The sequence below is a fragment of the Pseudomonadaceae bacterium SI-3 genome, assembly GCA_004010935.1.
Taxonomy (GTDB): domain Bacteria; phylum Pseudomonadota; class Gammaproteobacteria; order Pseudomonadales; family Pseudomonadaceae; genus Stutzerimonas.
Genome location: CP026511.1, coordinates 4615553 through 4632859, shown reverse-complemented (window position 1 = coordinate 4632859; position 17307 = coordinate 4615553). Strand labels below are relative to the sequence as shown.

Below are 17307 nucleotides of genomic sequence, written 5' to 3'. Positions count from 1 at the left end.
GCTATTCGTTATCCTCGGGCGGGGTTCCGCCAGCATCATTGAACACCAGGCCGTGCTTGCGCAGTTTGTCGTGCAGCGTCTTGCGCGGCAGACCCAGGGCCTCAGCAACGCTGCGCAGCGAGCTATGGGGCCGCGCGAGTTCGGCTGCGATCAGGGCGCGCTCGAACGCGTCTACTTGCTCGCCAAGCCCGTGGGCTGATTCGGTACCGCTGGCTTCAGCAGCATGAGTGGGATCATCGAGACCCAGTTCAAGCCCCAACGCGAAGCGTTCTGCGGTGTTCTGCAATTCACGCACATTGCCCGGCCAGGCATGCCGAAGCAGCTGTGCACGCTGCTCCGGACGCAGCTCACGGATCGGCAGGGCGTGGCGGCTCGCGGCGGTCTCGGCAAAATGCTGGAACAGGAACAGCAGGTCCTCGCTGCGTTCGCGCAGCGGCGGGATGCGCAGGGGGGCGACATTCAGGCGGTAATAGAGATCGGCGCGGAAGCGGCCTTGGTCTGCGGCCTGGCGCAGATCCTCCTTGGTCGCGGCGATCACCCGGATGTCCAGCGGGATCGACTGGTTGCCACCGAGTCGCTCGACGACCCGCTCCTGCAGCATGCGCAGCAGCTTTACCTGGACATCCAGGCTCATGCTCTCGATCTCGTCTAGGAACAGGGTGCCACCGTTGGCGAACTCGAACTTGCCGATACGGCGTTTTTGCGCGCCGGTAAAGGCTCCGGCTTCGTGCCCGAACAGCTCGCTCTCGACCACCGACTCGGCCAGCGCCCCGGCATTGATTGCCACGAACGGCCCGCTGCGACGGCTGGAAAGGTCGTGCAGCGCACGGGCTACGACCTCTTTGCCCGCGCCGGTTTCGCCAAGGATGAGTACGTCGGCCTGGGTCCCGGCAAGCGCGCCGATTTGCTCACGAAGGCGCTGCATGGCAGGTGATTGGCCGAGAAGCCGGGTCGACAACTGCTGACGGTCGGCCAGGGCCAGGCGTAGGCTGCGGTTGTCGAGCACCAGCTGGCGTAGGGCGAGGGCGCGCCGGACGCTGTCGAGCAGTGCCTCGCTGGGGAAGGGTTTCTCAAGAAAGTCATAGGCACCGGCGCGCATGGCTTGAACCGCCAGCTGGATATCACCATGGCCGGTAATCAGCAGAACCGGTAGCTCGCGGTCGATCGCATGTAGCTGTTGCTGCAGCTCCAGGCCGTCTATGCCGGGCATGCGGATGTCGCTGACCACTACTCCACCCCACTCCACTGGCAGCATGCCTGGAAGGCCGCGTGCATCGCTCAGGCTGAGCACCTTTAGCCCGGCGAGGTCGAGGGTCTGGCTCAGTGCCTTACGCAGATGGGGATCGTCATCGACCAGGATGACCTGAGTCTGCGGGTCGATCGGGTGGGTCATGCTAGTCCTCGCTTGGAAAGGCGACACCGGGGTCAGCGCAATGCAGGTAAAGACTGATCTGCGCGCCGCCCTCTGGATGGTTGGCCAGGATCAGTTCACCGTCCAGGGCTCGGGCCAGGGTATCGCAGATGGCCAGCCCCAGGCCCAACCCCTGAGCGCTGGTCTTGGTGGTGAAGAAGGGCTCGCGGGCCCGTTGCATCGCCTCGTCGGAAAAGCCCGGTCCGTTATCGCGCAAGGTCAGCAGCACACCCTCGCCCTGCCGCTCGGCGCGGAGCCAGATACGACGCACCGGCGGGCGCTCGACCAGCGCGTCCAAGGCGTTGCTCAACAGGTTGGAGATAATCTGCCGTAGTCGCGTCTCGCCGGCTTGAACCCAGAGTGTGGCGTCCGGTAGGTCACGAATCAGTTCTACGCCCATGGCCTGACGCCGCTTGGCCAGCAACGCCAGCGCGTCGTCCAGCGCCGGCTGCAGCGCAACTCGCTCCGGGGCATGGCGGTCGCGGCGGGCGAAGGCACGCAGATGAGCGATGATCGAAGCCATGCGCGCGGTCAGCTCGCTGATCAGCCGAAGGTTGTCGCGCGCCTCGTCGTTTCGCTGCTGGTCGAGCAGGACGCCGGCGTTGTCGGCATAGCTGCGAATCGCTCCAAGCGGCTGGTTGAGTTCATGGCTGATGCTCGCTGACATGGTGCCGAGCGCCGACAGCTTGCCGGCCTGCAGCAACTCGTCCTGGGCGCGGACCAGCTCCTGCTGAGCTTGCTCGCGTTCCAGCACCTCTTCCTTGAGTCGGCTGTTCAGGGCTTCCAGGTCGTAGGTCCGTTCCTGCACGCGGCGCTCGAGTTGTTGCCGCGCTTTGGCATCGAGGGCGATACGCTCGAGGTAATGGCGACGCCGCTGCATCAGCAGGCCAAGCAACAGCAAGAGCGCTGCGAGGGTCGCCGCACCGATCGCGACGACCGTCTGCACGGGTCGTTCGACCAGGCTGATCGGCGCCAGGATGCGCACCGTCCAACCGGTTTCCTTGAGTTCGCGGCTCTGAATCAGCCAGGTGTCGATATCGAGCGTCAGGTCACGGGGTTCTAGCGTTGGGTAGGGGCGTTCAGAGGCGATCTGCTCGCGCTCCTCAATATCCAGTGCACGGCTGGCGCGGAACCGCCATTCTGGTTTCGAGGTGAGGATCACCACGCCGAAACTGTCGGTCACCATCAGTTGCTCGGGCGTGCTGCCCCATAGCGTCTCGGTATGGTCCAGGTCCACCTTGACCACCAGCACGCCAAGGATCTCGTCGCCATCGCGGACAGCGGCCCCGAAGTAGTAGCCGCGCTTGCCCGAGGTGGTGCCGAGGCCGAAGAAGCGGCCAAGCTGGCCGGCCATGGCTTCTCGGAAATAGGGCCTGAAGGCGAAATTCCGACTGATGAAGCTGTCTTCCTCGTTCCAGTTCGACGCGGCCAGCGTGTCGCCGTCCGGCGCCATCAGATAGATCACATCGGCGCCGGTTTCCTTGCGCAGCTGATCCAACAGGCGGTTGGCCTGGTCCTTGGCGGCTGGGTTGTCGGGCTGACGCAGCGCCGTGCGCAGGGTCGGCAGGTCACCGAGGATGCGCGGCAGCACTTCGTAGCGGCGCAGCGAGCCGAGCAGGTTGGCGACGTAAAGATCGAGCGTCTGGCGGTTCTGCTCGATCAGCTCGTTGCTGTAATAACGGTTGGCCAGTTGCTGCAGCGGCCACAGCAGCGGCGCCAGTAACAATGCAACCACGGCCAGGTTGCGCCAGCGAGGGCGGCGGGGGGAATCGGGTGAAGTCATGCAGATGCGCCTGTGGTTCGGGCGCCATTATGCACGTCCGACCCGCTTTGGTGCTTGCGGCGGGGTGAGCGGCACAGTCGCCCGGGGCGGCGTCGGTACTATCAGACGCTTTGCGCAGCCGGTGCGCTGTGATCCGCTTGAGCATGGGGCATAGTGCCAAGGCACTGCTGCAGGGCGGTTTCCCAGTCTGGCAAGGTGATCTGCCAATCGCGCTGCAGGCGCGCGCAGCTGAGGCGGGAATTGAGCGGCCGCTGAGCAGCTGTGGGGTAATTGGCAGACAGGATCGGCTCGATCCTTGCGCGCAGCAGGCCCTGGCTCTGAAGATGTTGAGCGATGTGGCAGGCGAAGCCGTACCAAGACGTCTCCCCTCTGGCGGTCAGATGATAGAGCCCGCTGGGCCCACCTGCACCGCTGCGCCGTTTGCGTACCATCTCGGCGGTGACCGCTGCGATGGTGCCGGCCCAGGTTGGCGCGCCGATCTCATCGTCGACCACCGACAGCGAGTCGCGTTCCTGGAGCAGGCGTCGCATGGTTAGCAGAAAGTTGCGCCCGTGCAACGAGTAGACCCAGCTGGTGCGCAGGATCAGATGGTCGCCGCCGACGGCCTGAATTGCTTGTTCACCGGCCAGTTTGCTCGCTCCGTATACGCTCAGCGGGGCCGGCACATCTTCTTCACTGTAGGGCCCGTTCTTGCGGCCGTCGAAGACGTAGTCGGTGGAATAGTGGATCAGCGGTACACCCAGGGCTGCCGCTTCCTCTGCGAGCACGCCAGGGCCGATAGCGTTCACTGCAAAGGCTCGCTCACGGTCGTCTTGCGCGGGGTCAACCGCGGTGTAGGCGGCCGCGTTGATGATCAGGTCGGGACGCAAAAGGCGAACCTGTCGACGAATCTGTGCCGGCTCGGCCAGGTCCAGCAGCTTGTGACCCAGCGCGAGCACTTTTCCTTCACCGGCAAGCGCCAGTTGCAGCTCCCGAGACAGTTGCCCCGAACTACCGGTGACGAGGATTTTCATGCAAACAGCTCCGCTTCGCTGAGTACTTTGCCGTCGATGTCTTTCTTCGAAAGCTGGGGCGGCTCGGTGAATGGCCAGTCGATGCCGATCTGCGGATCATTCCAGAGCAACGAGCGCTCATGGGCTGGCGCGTAGTAGTCGGTGGTCTTGTAGAGGAATTCGGCGCTCTCGCTGAGCACCACAAAACCATGAGCAAAGCCTTCCGGGACCCACAGCTGGCGCTGGTTATCGGCACTCAGGCGGGTGCCGACCCAGCGACCGAACGTCGGCGAGCTGCGGCGCAGATCCACCGCGACATCGAATACTTCGCCGGCCACGACCCGCACCAACTTCCCCTGGGGCTGCTGAATTTGATAGTGCAGGCCGCGCAGCACGCCGCGCTGGGACTTGGAATGATTGTCCTGAACGAACTGGCGCTTGAGCCCCGTGGCCGCTTCGAAAGCGGCCGCGTTGAAGCTCTCGTAGAAGAAACCGCGTTCGTCGCCGAAGACCTTGGGCTCGATAATCAGCACATCGGGAATGTCGGTTTCGATGACCTTCATGCGTCTTCACCCGCCAGCTTGAACAGGTACTGGCCGTAGCCGGTCTTGCCCAGGGCATCGGCGCGCTGCAAGAGCTGTTCGCGGTCGATCCACTTGTGCTGATAGGCGATCTCTTCCAGACACGCGACCTTCAGACCCTGACGGTGCTCGATGGTCTGCACGTACTGCGAGGCTTCCAGCAGGCTGTCGTGGGTGCCGGTGTCGAGCCAGGCGAAGCCGCGGCCGAAGCGCTCGACATTCAGGTCGCCGCGCTTGAGATAGGCATTGTTGACGTCAGTGATTTCGAGCTCTCCGCGCGGCGAGGGCTTGATCGACTTGGCGATCTCAATGACGTCGTTGTCGTAGAAATACAGACCGGTCACGGCATAGCTGGACTTCGGCTTCGCCGGCTTTTCTTCGATGGACAGGGCTTTGCCGGTCTCGTCGAAATCGATCACGCCGAAGCGCTCCGGATCCTTGACCCAGTAGCCGAATACCGTGGCGCCTTTCTTCTGTGCCGAAGCACGCTGCAGCTTCTCGGTGAAGTGCTGACCATGGAAGATATTGTCGCCGAGGATCAGGCACACCGAGTCGTCGCCAATGAACTCTTCACCGATCAGGAAGGCCTGGGCCAGACCGTCCGGCGACGGCTGCTCGGCGTAGCTGATGTGCACGCCGAACTGGCTGCCATCACTCAGCAGGTTCTTGTACTGCGGCAGGTCCTGCGGCGTTGAAATCAGCAAGATGTCGCGAATCCCGGCGAGCATCAGCACCGATATTGGGTAATAGGCCATCGGCTTGTCGTAGATCGGCAGTAGCTGCTTGGATACGCCCAGGGTGATGGGGTGCAGACGGGTGCCGGAGCCTCCGGCTAGGATGATTCCTTTCATGCGCTTTGCTCCAAGGCGCCGAGGCGCTCACGTTGATAGCTGCCGTCCTGGACGCGACGGCACCATTCGAGGTTGTTCAAATACCACTGCACGGTCTTGCGCAGGCCGGTCTCGAAAGTCTCTTGCGGGACCCAACCGAGCTCGCGCTCGATCTTGCTGGCGTCAATGGCGTAGCGCAGGTCGTGACCGGGGCGGTCCTTGACGAAGGTGATCAGATCCTCGAAACGCTCAAGGCCTTCGGGCTTCTGCGGCGCCAGCTCTTCGAGCAAGGCGCAGATGCCGCGCACCACGTCGATGTTCTTTTGCTCGTTGTGACCGCCGATGTTGTAGGTCTCGCCGACCTGGCCTTCGCTGACCACCTTGAACAGGGCGCGCGCATGGTCCTCGACGAACAGCCAGTCACGTACCTGCGTACCGTTGCCATAGACCGGCAGCGGCTTGCCATCCAGCGCGTTGAGAATCACCAGCGGAATCAGCTTCTCGGGGAAGTGATACGGCCCGTAGTTGTTCGAGCAATTGGTGATCAGTACTGGCAGGCCATAGGTGCGCTGCCAGGCGCGAACCAGATGGTCCGACGAGGCCTTGCTGGCCGAATAGGGCGAGCTGGGCGCGTAGGGTGTGGTTTCGGTGAACAGATCGTCGACACCGTGCAGGTCGCCGTACACCTCGTCGGTGGAGATGTGGTGGAAGCGGAAGGCTTCGCGGCGCTCGGCTGGCAGCGACTGCCAATAGGCACGTGTTGCCTCGAGCAGCTGATACGTGCCGACGATGTTGGTCTGGATGAACTCGGCCGGGCCGTCAATCGAGCGATCGACATGGGATTCGGCGGCCAGGTGCATGATGGCGTCCGGCTGGAATTCCAGCAGCGCTTCACTGACGCGTTCGCGATCGGCGATATCGGCTTGAAGGAATTGGTAGCGGTCGCTGCTGTGGACTTCAGCCAGCGACTCGAGATTGCCGGCGTAGGTCAGCTTGTCTAGGTTAAGGACGCTGTGCCCGGTGTCTTTGATCAGATGGCGGATCAGAGCAGAGCCGATGAATCCGGCTCCGCCGGTTACGAGAATGCGCATGATTGAGTGGCTTCCTTGGCGCGCTACAGAGCTACAGGCTCTTGGCATGTCGGCAGGATAGACCCGCCGAAAATACAAAAATTCCCGCCCATGGCGCTGAGCTTCGAACGGGTATGAAGGTGAATGACTGCGTTGTTCCGGCAAACCGCTGGCCAGAGCCCTGGCAAGCCTGGCAAGCCTGGCAAGCCTGGCAGGTCGATTCGCCTGTTTTGTTCATGAGTTGCCGTGCATGACGCAAACGCGTCTGGACTCAACCCTGCCGTTAGGGTTATTCGACCAAAGAGGCGATGCAGTCAGGTGGCGAAAATGCAGTAACATCATGCTGATATCAACTGTTAGGTGGCAATGGAATGCACACTTGTAACGAGCAACTCGCCGAGTTTCTAAGCACGACAGCGCGCAGCCTGTCGCAACTGAGCGAGGCCGTGACCACCTTCTCGTTCGAGATGATGGCCAGCGAAGACCCTGCCGTGCGCATTGCTAGCCGCCGCATGGTGTCGCGGGTCTCGCAGATCCAGTCGACCTTTGAGCACCAGCTACGACTGTTCGGTGCGCTGACCGGCGTCGAACACGCTGCGTGCGGTTCAGTGTTCGAGGTCGAATTGCAGCCGTCGCCCGAGGTTGACCCGTCTACCGGCTACGACCGCTAACGCAACGACTGCCGCAGCCGCGACAGCGCGCCAAGGAAGAAAACCGCGCCGATCGCCAGCAGCGCCAGCAGTTGTGGCCAGATCACCGAGACGCCGGCGCCGCGGAAGAGAATGGCCTGCGCCAGTTCGACGAAATGGGTGGTCGGTGCCGCCAGCATGATGTGCTGGATCAGCGCAGGCATGCTCTCGCGCGGGGTCACGCCACCGGAGAGGATCTGCAGTGGGATCAACGTGAGGATTACCAGCAGACCCAGTTGCGGCATGGAGCGCGCCACCGTGCCGAAGAAGATGCCCATGGACGTCGCGGCAAACAGGTGCAGCGCGGCGCCACTGGCAAACAGCAGCAGCGAGCCCTGAATCGGAATGTCGAGCCAACCCTCGACCACGAAGCGCAGCGCGAACGCCGCGGCGGCCAACACCACCAATCCCATCGCCCAGACCTTACCGACCATGATCTCGAACGGCGTCACCGGCATCACCAGCAGATGCTCGATGGTGCCGTGTTCGCGCTCGCGGATCAGTGCGGCGCCAGTGAGGATGATCGCCAGCATGGTGATCTGGTTGATCACCTCGTTCACGGCACCGAACCAGGCCCGATTCAGGTTGGGGTTGAAGGCCGTGCGCACGACGGCCTCGACCGGCAGGGCATCAACGCTGCGGTAGCGGCGGACGAAGTCAGCGGTCTCGCTGGCGATGATCTGCTGGATCTGGCCGGCCCCGGTGAACGCCTGGCTGACCTGGGTGGCGTCGACATTGAGCTGGATTGTCGGCTGGCGACCGGCCAGTAAATCTGCCTGGAAGTTCGGCGGAATGTTCAGGGTGAAGGTGTAGAGGCCGGCATCCATGCCGCTGTCCATCTGCTGCAGGGTGATGGCCTTGGGCTCAATGAAGTACGGCAGCTGGAAGGCGTTGACGATGCGCAGCGAGGCCTGCGAGCGATCCTCGTCGACCACGGCGATGCTGGCGCGGTGCGGCGCCTCGGGCACGGCGGTGGCGCCTTCGTAGATGGCCAGGGTGAACGAATAGATGATCAGCACCAACATTGCCGGATCGCGGTAGAGGCTGCGCAGCTCTTTGAGGCCGAGCTGGATGATGTTGCTGAGCTTGCGCCGGACGTTGGCCATGCTATTTCTCCTGCTTGCGCAGGCCGGCGACGCTGAGCAGGGTCAGCAGCGGAATCGCCAGGAGCATCGGGATGAAATACGGGTACAGGTCGGCCAGGCCCAGCGCCTTGGAAAACACTCCGCGGCTGATGATCAGAAAATGGCTGGTGGGGTAGAGTTTGCCGATAAAGGCGCCGAACCCTTCCATTGCCGAGGTCGGGTGGATCAGCCCGGAAAATTGGATCGCCGGCAGCAGGGTGACGATGGTGGTGCCGAAAATGGCCGCGATCTGGCTGTTGAGGATCGACGACATCAACAGGCCCAGCCCGGTGGCGCAGGTCACGTAGAGCAGGGCGCCAAGGCAGAGGGTCAGGATGCTGCCCTTGATCGGAATGCCAAAGACAAACACCGCCAGCAACGCCAGGGTGGCGAAGTTGAACATGCCCAGGGCGATGTAGGGCAGCTGCTTGCCGAGCAGGAACTCCAGGCGGGTGGTCGGGGTGACGTAGAAGTTGGTGATCGAGCCCAACTCCTTCTCGCGCACGACACCCAAGGCGGTGAGCATCGCCGGAATCATCATCAAGAGCAGCGGAATCATCGCAGGCGCCATGGCTGGAAGGCTCTGTACATCGGGGTTGTAGCGGTAGCGGATGGCGACGTCGGCCGGCGCCAGCTGCCCGTCCACGCCGGCTTCGCGGGCCAGCTGCTGCAGGTAGGTCAGATGGATGCCCTGCACGTAGCCTTTGATGGTGTCGGCCCGCATAGGCATGGCGCCATCGATCCAGAACGCGACCTGAGGCACGGCCCCGCGTTTGAGATTGCGGCCGAAGTTGGGTGGGATTTCCACCGCCAGGCTGATGTCGCCGCTGCGCAGGCGTGCGTCCAGTTCGGCATGGCTGGCCAGCGCCGGCTTTTCCAAGAAGTAGCGCGAGCCGGCGATGTTCTGCAGGTAATGCTGGCTGGTGGTGGTCTGGTCACCGTCGAGCACGGCATAGGTCAGGTTTTCCACATCGAAACTGACCCCGTAACCCATGATGAACATCAGCAGCACGCTGCCGAGCATCGCCAGCGTTGCGCGGATCGGGTCGCGGCGCAGTTCCATGGCCTCGCGGCGGGTGTAGCTGAGCAGCCGCCGCAGGCTGAAACGAGCCTGGCGGGCGCTGTTGCTGGTCGCTTCGATCGGGCCGCGCGTAGCGGTTGGGGTGGCTGCCGGCTGTTCGCCGGCATGCGCCGCCGCGGCTTCCTCCAAGTAGGCGATGAAGGTCGCTTCGAGCGTCGGCAGCCCGCGCTTGGTCATCAGCGCCTGCGGCGTGTCGCTGTCGAGTACCCGGCCGGCATGCATCAACGAAATGCGGTCGCAGCGCAGTGCCTCGTTCATGAAATGGGTCGAGATGAAAATGGTCACGCCGTCTTCACGTGACAGCTGAACCAGCAGTTCCCAGAAGCCGTCGCGGGCAACCGGATCAACGCCGGAAGTGGGCTCATCGAGAATCAGGATTTCCGGATTGTGGATCACTGCCACCGCCAGCGACAGGCGCTGACGCACGCCTAGCGGCAAGCGGCTGGGCAGGCTGTCGGCATCGCCGGTGAGATCGAAGCGCGTGAGCATCTCCTGCACGCGCGGCCCGCGCCGTTCGGCCGGCAGGTGGAACAGCCGGGCGTGCAGGTCGAGGTTCTGCCGCACGGTCAGCTCGCTGTACAGCGAGAACGCCTGGGACATGTAGCCGACGCGTTGGCGGGTCTGCATGTCGTGCGGGTCCACCGGCTTGCCGAACAGCAGCGCCTCGCCCTCGCTGGCCGGCAGCAGGCCGGTGAGCATTTTCATGGTGGTGGTCTTGCCGCAGCCGTTGGAGCCGAGGAAACCGAAGATTTCGCCACGGGCGATGCGGAAATTGACCTGATCCACCGCGACGAAATCGCCGAAGCGCATGGTCAGACCGTGGGCCTCGATCGCAATGCTGTCGCTATGCGGCTGCGGCGGGATGACCAGTTCCCGATGCTGATTGCGTTTGGCGTCCGGCAGCAGGCGGATGAAGGCCTGCTCCAGCGAGTCGCTGGCGGTGCGCGCCAGCAACTCGGCTGGCGTGCCGGTGGCCAGCACGCGACCGGCGTCCATCGCCACCAGATGGTCGAAGCGCTGCGCCTCATCCATATAGGCGGTGGCCACCAGTACGCTCATCTGTGGGCGCTCGCGGCGGATGCGCTCGATCAGCTCCCAGAACTGTGCACGTGACAGCGGATCGACGCCGGTAGTGGGCTCGTCGAGGATCAACAGATCGGGGTCGTGGATCAGCGCGCAGCAGAGGCCGAGCTTCTGTTTCATGCCGCCGGAGAGTTTGCCCGCCGGCCGCTCGAGAAAGGACGCGAGGCCCGTGCTGCGGGTCAGTTCAGCAATGCGCCAGTGGCGCTCCTCGCCCGCCTGGCCGAACAAGCGGCCGAAGAATTCGAGATTCTCGAAAACGGTGAGTGTTGGATACAGATTCTTGCCTAGCCCCTGAGGCATGTAGGCGATGCGCGGACAGACCCTGCGCCGGTGGCCGGGATCGGCGATGTCGCCGCCGAGTACGCCTATCGTGCCCTGCTGCAGCTTTCGCGCCCCGGAGATCAACGCCAGCAGGCTGGACTTGCCCACCCCATCGGGGCCGATCAGGCCGACCATGCATCGCGCGGGCAAGGTCAGCGTCAGCTCATCCAGAGCACGCGTCTTGCCGTATTGCAGGCTGACCCCGGCAACCTGCACCACCGAATCGAGCGACTCGCTCATGGCGTTACATTGATCTGCAGATCGGCGGGCCACTCGCTTTCAGCATCGAGCTTCAGATAGGCCATGCCCGGCAGGCCGGTCTTGACCTGCTCCATGTGACGCTTGAGCAGTTCCGGATCGATGCGTGCCTTGACCCGGAACATCAGCTTTTCGCGCTCGCTTTCGGTTTCCACGGTCTTGGGTGTGAATTGCGCCACGCTGGCCACATAACTGACCTTGGCCGGAATCACGTACTGCGGGGCGGCGTCGATCACCAGCCGTACCTCGGCGCCGATCGCCACGCGTCCGGCCTGACGTTCGGGCAGGAAGAAGGTCATGTAGACGTCGGCCAGATCGACCAGATTGAGCAGCTTGCCCCCCGCGCCGAGGACTTCGCCGGGCTGCGCCACGCGGTATTGCACGCGAGCCACCCGGTCGCTCTTCAGTTCGCTGTCGCGAATGTCTGCCTGCAGTCGTTCAACGCCGGCTTGTGCCGCCTCGACAGCCGAGCGCGCCTCGATCACCTGGGATTTCGCTGCGGCAATGCCGGCGTCGGCAGACACCACTTGTGAGCGTGCGGCGGCGAGCGCCGCCTGGGCGCTTTGCATCGCGGCCAAGTCATCGTCGAGCTGCTGTCGCGCCATGGCGTTGCGCGCGACCAGGGTTTCGGTCCGTTGATGGCGCTTCTGGGCGGCGGTCAGTTCGGCTCGGCGCTGGGTGACGACGGCTTCGGCGGTGGCGCGCTCGCTTTCCCGCTGAGCGACCATGGCCTCTGCGGTGAGGATGGCATTCTCGCCCTGGCGGACCTGCGCACGCGCCTGGTTCAGTTGCGCCTGGAGCACATCGGTATCCATACGCGCCAGTACCTGGCCCGGCTGGACGAAATCACCCTCGTCCACGAGGATTTCAATCACCCGGCCCGGGCTCTTGGTGGCGACATCAATCTCGGTCGCTTCGATGCGACCATTACCGCTGGCGAACCCTTCGCCGAGACCGCTGGGGCGCAATTCGCTCCACAGCAGCGCCCCGATGACGGCAATCACGGCGGCGGCTGCGAGAACCTTGAGTGCGGCTCGGGTGCGTGACTGACTCATGACTCTGCTCCGGCTATTAAACGTCCGGAGTCATCTTAGGCGCTCTAATACGCTACTTGTGTGTATCTGGATCAATTCCGAGGCGATTAACGCCTACCGTACGGCAGTTGCTCAGGGCAGTTGCCGGGCATGGCTCAGCGTCCATTCGAGAATATCGGCACTGAGCCGGTCGCTGGCCTGGCCGAAGGCCTCGACCACACGTTCCACGCTGGGGTCGGCGCTCGGCTGACGGACCTCGAAGCGGCGGTTGGCCATGGTGCGCTGGTCGTTGCGATTGACCAGCCGCGCATCGAGGGTAATCACCACCACCGGCTTGCCGTCGATGTAAACGGTCTGGAAGGCGCGCAGATCGCTGTGCAGGCTGAGGTCTGCATAGAGATTGACGTCTTCATTGCTTACTGAAGGCATGCGTCCGTCGCGCTGGAAGGCTTCGATCAAGCGGTCGCGCAGCAGCACCGGCGCAGCGTCGCTCCAGCGTGCGCCGCCGTAGGCACTGATTTCGTTGCCCTGCGGCACGACGGCGATGCGCTGGCCGGAGAGAATGCGGCTGGCCTGCGGTGTGTTGATGCGCAGCGCCTGCTGGATGGTCGGCTCGCTGGCTTGCTGCGGCGTCGGTGTGGTCGGCAGCAAAAAGATCCGCAGGGTCTCGGACTCCGGCAGCACCGAACAGGCGGCGAGGGCCGAGAGCAGCCCGAGCAGCGCAAAGCGGGACAGGGATTGGCGAAGGCTCATGGGTTGAACTCCTGCAGTTTGTCGCGGCCGAGGAGGAAACCACTCGGGTTGTCTTCCAGGCGCTGGGTGACCCGGCGCAGCGCACCGAGGGTGCTGCGCAGTTCGTTGATCGCCGGGCCGAGTTCGTTAAAGCCCTGCATGCCATTGTTCAGCGCGCCCTGGTTTTCTTCGAGCAAGGTATCCAGGCGCGAGGTGGTGCGGTCCAGCGCGCTCATTGACTGCGCTGCGCTGTCCAGCACGCTGCGGCCCTGATCATCGAGCAGGTCGTTGGCGTTGCGTGTCAGGCTCGACAGCTCACCCATCACGGTATTGGCCTGTTGGCTCAGTTGGTTGAATTGCTGGAGCGTCTGGGACAGATCGCTGCGTTGCTCCGAGAGCACGCTGGTGGCCTGTTCCAGGTGCTCCAGCGTGCGGCTCAGGCGCGTGGTGTTCTCCTCGGAGAAGATCTGGTTGGCGCTGAGCAGCAGGTTGTTGATGTTGCTCATCAGGTCTTCGCCGTTTTCCAGCAGTGCGCTGAGTGAGGACGGGTCGGCAATGATCAGCGGTGGGTCTTCGCGGTCGCCTTCGAGCCGCGGGGCATCCGGGGTGCCGCCGTGCAGCTGGATGACCATGCTGCCTGTGATATTGGCCAGCGCCAGGCGCGCCTGGGTATCGGTTTTGATGGGCGTGCCGGCGTAGACGCGGATCCGCGCTCGAACCTTGCGCGGGTCGTCTGGCTGCAGCCACAGCTCGGTGACATCGCCGACCTTGATGCCGCTGTATTCCACCGAGCTGCCACTCGACAGTCCGCTGACGGCCTGGCTGAAGCCGATAACGTAATAGCTGTATTCCCGGTCCATGCTGGATTTGCCCAGCCACAGGGCGAAAAGCAGGGCGCAGCCGACGGCTGCCACGGTAAACAGTCCGATCAATACATGATGGGCGCGAGTTTCCATTATGGTTTCTCCAACCGTTGCGCGGCTTCGTGCGCGGCGCGGCCACGAGGGCCGTGAAAATATTCGCGAATCCATTCGTCGTCAGTGGCGGCGACCTTTTCCAGCGTGTCGACCACCAGTACGCGTTTTTGCGCCAGCACGGCAATGCGGTCGCATATGGTGTACAGCGTGTCTAAGTCGTGGGTGACCAGAAATACGCTGAAGCCCAGCGCATCGCGCAGGGTCAGGATCAACTGGTCGAAGGCCGCTGCGCCGATCGGGTCGAGGCCCGCAGTGGGTTCATCGAGAAACAGCACCTCCGGATCCAGCGCCAGCGCGCGAGCCAGGGCGGCGCGCTTGACCATACCGCCGGACAACTCGTCGGGATACTTGCAGGCGGCTTCCGGCGGCAGACCAGCCAGCGCCAGCTTCTGCCGTGCCAGATGTTCGGCATCGGCGCGTTTGAGGCCGATGTGCTCGATCAGCGGCAAGGCAACGTTTTCCTGGAGGTTGAGCGAGGTGAACAGGGCGCCGCGCTGGAACAGCACGCCGAAGCGCCGCTCGACTTCCGAGCGGCGCTGGGTTGAGAGCTTCAGCAGGTTCTCACCGAACACCTTCACGCTGCCGGCATTGGGCCGGCGCAGGCCGACGATGCTCCGCAGCAGCACCGACTTGCCAGTGCCGGAACCGCCGACCACGCCAAGAATCTCGCCGCGACGGATATCCAGGTCGAGATTGACGTGCACCGCCTGTTTGCCAAAGCGGTTGACCAGGCCCTGCACCTGAATCACGGGTTCGTCTGTTCTCACCAGCCCATCTCCATGAAGAACAGGGCGGCGACCGCATCCAGCAGGATCACCATGAAGATCGATTGCACCACGCTGGAGGTGGTGTGTTCGCCCACCGACTGCGCGCTGCCGCTGGCCTTGAAGCCCTCGAGACAGCCGATCACTGCGATCAGGAAGGCGAACACTGGCGCCTTGGCCATGCCGACCAGAAAGTGATTGAGCGGGATGTCGCGCTGCAAGATGGTGAAGAACATGGCGGGCGAGATGTCCAGTGCCAAGGAGCAGACCACCAGCCCGCCGACGATGCCGCTGAGAATGCCGATAAAGGTCAGGATCGGCAGCGTGATCAGCATCGCCAGCACCCGTGGCAGTACCAGCAGCTCGATGGGGCTCAAGCCAAGGGTGCGGATGGCGTCGATTTCCTCGTTGGATTTCATCGCCCCGATCTGTGCGGCAAAGGCGCTCGCGGTGCGCCCGGCTAGCAGGATCGCCGCCAGCAGCACGCCAAATTCCCGTAGAAACGAGAAGGCAACAAGGTTGACCGTATAAATGGTCGCGCCGAAGTCGGCCAGCACCGTGGCGCCTAGAAAGGCCACCACCGCACCGACCAGAAAGGTCAGCAGGGCGACGATGGGGATCGCGTCCAGCCCGGTTTGCTCGATGTGCGCTACCAGCGCGGTGACCCGCCAGCGCCGCGGGTTGGGGAGCACGGTGAACAGGGTCTGTAGGGTCAGGCCAATGAAGCCGAGCAGGGTGCGCTGTTGATTCCAGACCCCCGACACGGTACGTCCAACATGGGCCAGCACATCGGCAAAGCCATTGGTGGCCGGCGCCTGCTCGGCTTCTGGCTGGTCCAGCGCGGCGGCGACGGTTTTCAACAGGGCTTGGCGTTCCGCCGGCAGCTGCGGCGCCCAGTCGCTCAGGCGGGCCACCCGTGCGGGGCCGATCAGTTCGATCAGTAGCCCGGCGCCCGCGGTATCCAGCTCGCCAAGCGAATCGAGTTCGACCCGATCGGTGTCTGTGACCTGGCGGCGCGTGCGCTCTATCTCCCGCCGCAGCGTCGCGTAATGCTGCAGGGTCCAGTCGCCGCCAATGGTGAGTGTGGCGTGGGCGTCCTGTGTCGGCTGCCGCTGCAGACTGCCTGGCAGCGAAGTGGGGTGCGTCAAAGTGGTATCCCGTAGTGCTGGTAGCGGGGCGGCATACGCCGTTCCCCGTAGCATTGCCCAGATCCTAACAGTTCGGACCTCGATCACGAGGTTACGTTTAGGTCTCTGAGGCGTCGAATATGGGCAGTTGGTCGACAGCGGCGCAATTTGTTACAGGCCGGCACGAACTATCGACCGCTTCCGACCTCCATAGCGTGCACGCCGACGACCATGCTCGGTACGCGCTGCGTCGAGGGGCTGCTATCTTACGCCGCCTTTGTTGACGTCTTCATCACGCCCGCGATTCGGGCCCTGCCAACTTCACCTTTCCGTTCTCAGCAAGAGCTACCGATTGCCTATGAATTACTTGCGCGTCCTGCCGTTCCTCGCGGTGCTAGCGGTCATCCTCTTCAGCGGGTTGCGGCCGGAACCGGTTCCTCAGGTGTTCGACCAGCAGGACAAGCTGCACCACATGCTTGGCTTCGCCGCGCTGATGTTCTCGCTGCGCCTGGCCTTTCCGCAGTGGAGCGTGTTCTGGGCCGTGGCGGCAAGCCTGGCGGCGGCCACGCTGATCGAAGTCGGGCAGAGCCTGCTGCCCAATCGACAGGCGTCGCTGGGCGACATGCTCGCTAATACCCTTGGCGTTCTGCTTGGCTGGGGTTGCGCATACGTGGCTCACCAGTGGTACCTGCGCCGGATCGGCGTGACCACAGATCCCGAGCCATCCGAGTCGCCCGAGCGGCTGGGAGACACCGCCCGTCCGTGAGACCGGCGACAGTCGTCATTCGGCCGAGTCGCCATGCCGGCGCCGTGTTCGGCTGACGATTCCGGTAATGATCATGGCGATCAGCGCGCCGCCGGCCGCCAGGGCGATGTCCTTCTGTGGGTCCCAGCGATCATTCTGAGTGGCGAGAAAGGTGCGCCCCAGGCCGCCGTCTAAGACTTCCGCGCCTGCCCACTCGATCAGCTCGTAGATCGCCGAGGTCGACAGCACGATGTCTATCGGCAATACCAGGCTCCAGAATCCAGGGCGCAGGCCCGTGCGGACCAGCAGTTCACGCATTGGGTAGGCCAGCAGCAGCCCATAGCTGAAGTGCGCCAAACGGTCGAACTGATTGCGCTCCCAACCCAGCTGTTCATTCAAGCCTTCGCCGGTCAGCGCCTGCCACCAATCGTTGTAGGGCACGTTGGCGTAGGTGTAATGAGCGCCAAGTTGATGGATGCAGAGATAAAGGAAGATCAGCGTCGCGGCGCTGCGGGAGGGCAGGTAGTGCTTGTGCCCCAGCAACAAGGCCGCTGCCAACCCCACAACTAAGAGGTTCTCCAGCAGCCAGTCATGGCGGTTGAACGGATCGATCGCCAGCGCGCCCCAGATCAACAGGAACAGGCCGACCAAGGTCAAAAGGTAGCGTCGGTGCCGTCTGTCTGTGGCCATGCGTTCTCCAAAGTC

The 17307-nt window shown here is 63.5% G+C and carries 16 protein-coding genes; 2 read left to right on the top strand and 14 right to left on the bottom strand.

Annotated elements, in window-relative coordinates; translation table 11 throughout:
* Window position 1: 1 nt before the first annotated feature.
* The 6 genes from C1896_21495 to rfbB form a co-directional block, all read right to left on the bottom strand.
* Window positions 2–1393, bottom strand: coding sequence for a Fis family transcriptional regulator (locus tag C1896_21495; protein ID AZZ47279.1), 1392 nt, complete (start codon window positions 1391–1393; stop codon window positions 2–4).
* A 1-nt stretch (window position 1394) separates the two neighbouring features.
* Complete coding sequence (locus C1896_21490; protein AZZ47278.1) at window positions 1395–3194, bottom strand: sensor histidine kinase; 1800 nt, start codon at window positions 3192–3194, stop codon at window positions 1395–1397.
* A gap of 101 nt (window positions 3195–3295) precedes the next feature.
* A complete protein-coding gene (gene rfbD, locus C1896_21485; GenBank protein AZZ47277.1) occupies window positions 3296–4207 on the bottom strand; it encodes a dTDP-4-dehydrorhamnose reductase in 912 nt (303 codons plus the stop codon).
* Complete coding sequence (gene rfbC, locus C1896_21480) at window positions 4204–4749, bottom strand: dTDP-4-dehydrorhamnose 3,5-epimerase (protein ID AZZ47276.1); 546 nt, start codon at window positions 4747–4749, stop codon at window positions 4204–4206. Before rfbC ends, rfbD begins: the two co-directional genes overlap by 4 nt.
* Complete coding sequence (gene rfbA, locus C1896_21475) at window positions 4746–5618, bottom strand: glucose-1-phosphate thymidylyltransferase (GenBank protein ID AZZ47275.1); 873 nt, start codon at window positions 5616–5618, stop codon at window positions 4746–4748. The genes rfbC and rfbA overlap by 4 nt, the downstream gene beginning before the upstream one ends.
* A complete protein-coding gene (gene rfbB / locus C1896_21470) occupies window positions 5615–6688 on the bottom strand; it encodes a dTDP-glucose 4,6-dehydratase (protein ID AZZ47274.1) in 1074 nt (357 codons plus the stop codon). Before rfbB ends, rfbA begins: the two co-directional genes overlap by 4 nt.
* Before the next feature lie 350 nt (window positions 6689–7038).
* Between rfbB and C1896_21465 the strand changes: the two genes are divergently transcribed.
* Window positions 7039–7338: a hypothetical protein gene (locus tag C1896_21465; GenBank protein ID AZZ47273.1), complete on the top strand. Its 300-nt coding sequence runs from the start codon at window positions 7039–7041 to the stop codon at window positions 7336–7338.
* On the opposite strand, the gene C1896_21460 is transcribed toward C1896_21465, so the two are convergent.
* From C1896_21460 to C1896_21430, 7 genes are all read right to left on the bottom strand, one after another.
* Entirely contained in the window at window positions 7335–8462 is a 1128-nt protein-coding gene (locus C1896_21460) for an ABC transporter permease (GenBank protein AZZ47272.1), read from the bottom strand. The genes C1896_21465 and C1896_21460 overlap by 4 nt on opposite strands.
* A 1-nt stretch (window position 8463) precedes the next feature.
* Window positions 8464–11205 carry a multidrug ABC transporter ATP-binding protein gene (locus C1896_21455; GenBank protein AZZ47271.1) on the bottom strand — a complete coding sequence of 914 codons (2742 nt, stop codon included), beginning with the start codon at window positions 11203–11205 and terminating at the stop codon, window positions 8464–8466.
* Window positions 11202–12278, bottom strand: coding sequence for a glycoside hydrolase family 43 (locus C1896_21450; protein ID AZZ47270.1), 1077 nt, complete (start codon window positions 12276–12278; stop codon window positions 11202–11204). Before C1896_21450 ends, C1896_21455 begins: the two co-directional genes overlap by 4 nt.
* A gap of 111 nt (window positions 12279–12389) precedes the next feature.
* Window positions 12390–13010: a hypothetical protein gene (locus tag C1896_21445; protein ID AZZ47269.1), complete on the bottom strand. Its 621-nt coding sequence runs from the start codon at window positions 13008–13010 to the stop codon at window positions 12390–12392.
* Window positions 13007–13945 carry an MCE family protein gene (locus C1896_21440; protein AZZ47268.1) on the bottom strand — a complete coding sequence of 313 codons (939 nt, stop codon included), beginning with the start codon at window positions 13943–13945 and terminating at the stop codon, window positions 13007–13009. Before C1896_21440 ends, C1896_21445 begins: the two co-directional genes overlap by 4 nt.
* Window positions 13945–14733 carry an ABC transporter ATP-binding protein gene (locus tag C1896_21435; protein AZZ47267.1) on the bottom strand — a complete coding sequence of 263 codons (789 nt, stop codon included), beginning with the start codon at window positions 14731–14733 and terminating at the stop codon, window positions 13945–13947. The genes C1896_21440 and C1896_21435 overlap by 1 nt, the downstream gene beginning before the upstream one ends.
* Entirely contained in the window at window positions 14730–15932 is a 1203-nt protein-coding gene (locus C1896_21430) for an ABC transporter permease (GenBank protein ID AZZ47266.1), read from the bottom strand. Before C1896_21430 ends, C1896_21435 begins: the two co-directional genes overlap by 4 nt.
* Before the next feature lie 283 nt (window positions 15933–16215).
* Between C1896_21430 and C1896_21425 the strand changes: the two genes are divergently transcribed.
* A complete protein-coding gene (locus tag C1896_21425; protein ID AZZ47265.1) occupies window positions 16216–16623 on the top strand; it encodes a VanZ family protein in 408 nt (135 codons plus the stop codon).
* A gap of 15 nt (window positions 16624–16638) precedes the next feature.
* Here the strand turns inward: C1896_21425 and C1896_21420 are convergent, their stop codons facing one another.
* Entirely contained in the window at window positions 16639–17292 is a 654-nt protein-coding gene (locus C1896_21420) for a DUF2238 domain-containing protein (protein ID AZZ47264.1), read from the bottom strand.
* Window positions 17293–17307: the final 15 nt, after the last annotated feature.